3 protein-coding genes are annotated in these 3701 nt (G+C 61.5%); all 3 read left to right on the top strand.

What is annotated here, in order from left to right:
* The first annotated feature begins 127 nt into the window (after positions 1-127).
* The 3 genes from Q4610_RS21445 to Q4610_RS21435 are packed head-to-tail and all read left to right on the top strand — an operon-like array spanning position 128 to position 3584.
* Positions 128-1675: a tyrosine-type recombinase/integrase gene (locus Q4610_RS21445; RefSeq protein ID WP_011540750.1), complete on the top strand. Its 1548-nt coding sequence runs from the start codon at positions 128-130 to the stop codon at positions 1673-1675.
* Positions 1669-2583, top strand: a complete 915-nt coding sequence (locus tag Q4610_RS21440; protein WP_011540751.1) for a tyrosine-type recombinase/integrase — start codon at positions 1669-1671, stop codon at positions 2581-2583. Before Q4610_RS21445 ends, Q4610_RS21440 begins: the two co-directional genes overlap by 7 nt.
* Positions 2580-3584 carry a tyrosine-type recombinase/integrase gene (locus Q4610_RS21435; RefSeq protein ID WP_024310637.1) on the top strand — a complete coding sequence of 335 codons (1005 nt, stop codon included), beginning with the start codon at positions 2580-2582 and terminating at the stop codon, positions 3582-3584. The genes Q4610_RS21440 and Q4610_RS21435 overlap by 4 nt, the downstream gene beginning before the upstream one ends.
* Positions 3585-3701: the final 117 nt, after the last annotated feature.

The following is a 3701-nucleotide window of genomic DNA, read 5'->3' as shown; positions in this document are numbered from 1 at the left end:
ACATATTCTTTGCAGTCGCAGTTTATGTCGAGCGTGCCGGCGAGAGACGCAGGTTTCCTTCGGTTTTCCATGATTTCACTCCAGATAATTACGGTTCCCTCGACCTGAACAAGTCGAAGGAACCAACATGCGATCAAGATCATTATTGTCGTTTCGAGCGGCCCGGCTCCGGGTCGAAGACCCGCCCAGTCACGACGCTCTACTCACCGCATTCCTCTCCTCTCTGTCGCTCGACGAGAGGTCAGGCAGTGCGATTCTGTTTGGCGCTGCGGCCCGTCATTTCCTGCATTGGATGGAACTGCATGGGATCGCGATCCGCACGATCGACGATCGGACCGTTCGGCGGTTCGAGAAGCATCGGTGCCGTTGCCACCGGTATTCGGCGCAGCAGCCAGTCTATAAGGCGGACATTGCAGCGCGAGTCAGGCGCTTCGTCCGCTTCCTGGAGGATCAAGGCTACGTCGGTGTCGACGACGGGATCGACGATCTGCCACGGCACCTCGCCGACTATTTCGATGGGATCGATCGCTTGCAACTCGCGCAAGGACCGGCCCAGTCCTATCGATCCGAGGCCGAGCATTTCGCGGCCTGGCTTCGCATTGCGCGACGACAATGGGCCGATATCGATGACACGATCATCGACCAGTACGGCGCGCATGATTGTCGATGTCCGGTCTGGCGCAAGCGAGGCAAGCTTGTTGCCTCGGGCGCGAAGCGGCGGCGGCGAGGCGCTCGGCACTTCGTCGAGTTCTTGCGCGACCGCGGTGTCATCCCTTCAGTCGAACTGGTGTCGGATGACGACCCGCACATGGCGGCATATCTGGCATGGCTCAAGCAACACCGCGGCGCGACCGATGAGACGATCCGGCGCTACCGGGCCGATATCAGGCGGCTCGCGCCTATGCTCGGCGAGCCTTCACAATGGGATGCAGCCGTCCTCAGACGGGCGTTTCAACAACGAAGCAAGGAGACGCCGGGTTCGGCATCACTGCTCGTCACGATAATACGGAGCTATATTCGGTTCCTGGTCGTGCAGGGTATTTGCCGTCCAGCTTTGTTGCACGCGATCCCATCAGTGCAACGCTACCGTCTTTCGACGCTGCCCCGGCACGTTAACCCGGCAACGATCGAGCAGATCATCGGCGCATGTCCGACTGATCGCCCGGTGGAAGTTCGGGACAAGGCCATCATTCTCCTGCTCGCCCGGCTTGGCCTGCGTGCCGGTGATATTCGGGATATGCACCTCGACGATATCGACTGGCGCTCGGGCCACCTGACGGTCAAGGGCAAGACGCGTCGGCCTGATCGCCTGCCATTGCCTCAGGACGTCGGTGACGCGATCCTGGACTACATTGCCACGGCGCGTCCCAAGACCGCCGATCCGCATCTGTTCGTGCGCGCGCAAGCCCCGTTCCGTTCGTTCCGCTCATCGGCGGAGATCGCCGGCATCGTTGCACGCACGCATGAGCGCGGCGGGATCGAAGGCGTGCCGACCGGATCGCACATTTTCCGGCATTCGCTTGCCACCAACTTGCTGCGCGCGGGCGCAGGGCTGGAGTCCGTTGGAACGATCCTGCGCCACAGCTCGCCCGAGACCACCGCCATCTACGCCAAGGTCGACCTGCCGATGCTCATGAAAATCGCGCAGCCATGGCCGGGAGAACCGTCATGCTGAGCACGCAGATTGCCAGATACGTCTCGCTGTATCGCAGCTTGGGGCGGAAGTTCTCGGAACAGGAACGACTGCTGCGCCAATACGCCGCTTTCGCTGAACGCTTCGGTGACCGGCACACCCGAGTGCAGCGCATCTACGACTGGTGCCACACGGCAAGCTCGCAAAACGTGGCTCGCCATAGGTACGACGCTGCTCGTAACTTCAGCCTTTTCGCTCATGCCGAGGACCCAGACAACGAAGTCCCGCCTGTCGGCGTTTTCGGCCGGGGGAAGCGGCCACGTCCCACTCCGACCATAATCGAAGCGGACCAGGTGCGGGCGATCATGGCGGCGGCATTGAACGTTCCGCCCCATGGCACGATTAGCCCATACACGTACCATTACCTGTTCGGCCTGCTCGCGGCGACAGGTCTCCGGATTTCCGAGGCTCTCGCGCTACAGTGCAACGATCTGGTCGAGGATGGGCTGGTCGTCCGCAACGGCAAGTTCGGCAAGCAGCGACTGATCGCCTTGCAGCCATCGACGCGCCAAGCACTCGAAGCCTACATTGCGATCCGCGCGAAGCACCCGGCCAAGTGTAATGACCTGTTCGTCACTATCCGGGGGCGGGCGCCGCACAAGGTGCGCGCCCACGTCGTGTTCGTCAGGTTGGCCCGGCTTCTCGGATATCGTGGAGCAACCGGTACGGCAGGCATGCGACTCCACGATCTGCGACATACGTTCGCTGTTCGCTCGCTTGAGTCCTGCCCGCGTGACAGGGAGGCCATTGCCCACCACATGGCCGGTCTCAGTGTCTACCTGGGGCACGCGTCGATCGCCAACACGTACTGGTATCTCGAAGCCACGCCAGTGCTGCTGCGCGACATTGCGGCTGCAAGCGAGCAACTTTTTCAAGGAGAAGCGGCATGACGGCGCTTGCTCCCCATCTCTCGGCATATCTGCGGGAACATCTGCCGCGCGAACGCGCCGTCAGCCCGCACACGGTGAAGACCTATGCCAACTGCTTCGTCCTCCTCGTCCAGTTCGCTGCCGATCGGCTGAAGCGCCGACCGACCGATCTCGAGGTTGAGGATCTCGGCACAGACATGATCATGGCCTTCCTCGATCATGTGGAGATCGGCCGCGGCAGCTGCGTGCGGACCCGCAATGGCAGGCTCGCCGCGATCCGATCCTTCTTCCGATACATCGAGTACCGGATTCCAGCCTGCCTCGATCAGGCACTCCGTGTCAGAGCAATCCCGACCAAGAAGACAGACAAGGCGCTGATCGATTACCTCGACCGGGCCGAGATCAAGGCTTTGCTCGATACACCCGATCCCCGGACACGCCTCGGCACCCGTGATCGCGCGATGCTGCATCTTACCTATGCTGGCGGACTGAGGGTGTCGGAACTCGTAACGCTGCAACTGGGCGATTTCCCGGACCGCTCCCTGTCCACCATGCACATCATGGGCAAAGGGCGACGTGAACGGGTCCTGCCGCTGTGGAAGGAGACCCAGATCGCATTGCGCGCATGGCTTGCGATCCGGCCTCAAGTTGAGGTCACCGAGATTTTCCTCAATGCCAACGGGCAGCCGATGACCCGCGACGGATTTGCGTTCCGATTGGCCGAGCACGTCAAGACGGCAGCGACGAAGCAGCCGTCGATCCTTGGGAAGCGCGTCACACCCCACGTGCTTCGTCATTCTTGCGCGATGCACACGCTCGCGGCGACGGGGGACATTCGCAAGGTCGCATTATGGCTCGGCCACGCCAGTATCCAGAGCACCGAGACCTACTTGCGCGCCGATCCCGAAGAGAAGCTGCAGATTCTCGCAGCCCACGGTGCCCCTGCGATCAAGCCGGGGCGCTTCAAGCCGCCTTCCGACGCCTTGATCACAATGCTCACCGACGTTCGAAGGCGGGCCTGACCCGTCTTCGAACACTCCCTCTAACCCGCATATTATCTGGAGTGAAATCATGGAAAACCGAAGGAAACCTGCGTCTCTCGCCGCCACGCTCGACATAAACTGCGACTGCAAAGAATA

Source organism: Sphingobium cyanobacteriorum (genome assembly GCF_030580935.1).
GTDB classification, from domain to species: domain Bacteria; phylum Pseudomonadota; class Alphaproteobacteria; order Sphingomonadales; family Sphingomonadaceae; genus Sphingobium; species Sphingobium cyanobacteriorum.
Note: the sequence above shows the minus strand (reverse complement) of the source record. Positions and strands in the feature narration are given on the sequence as shown.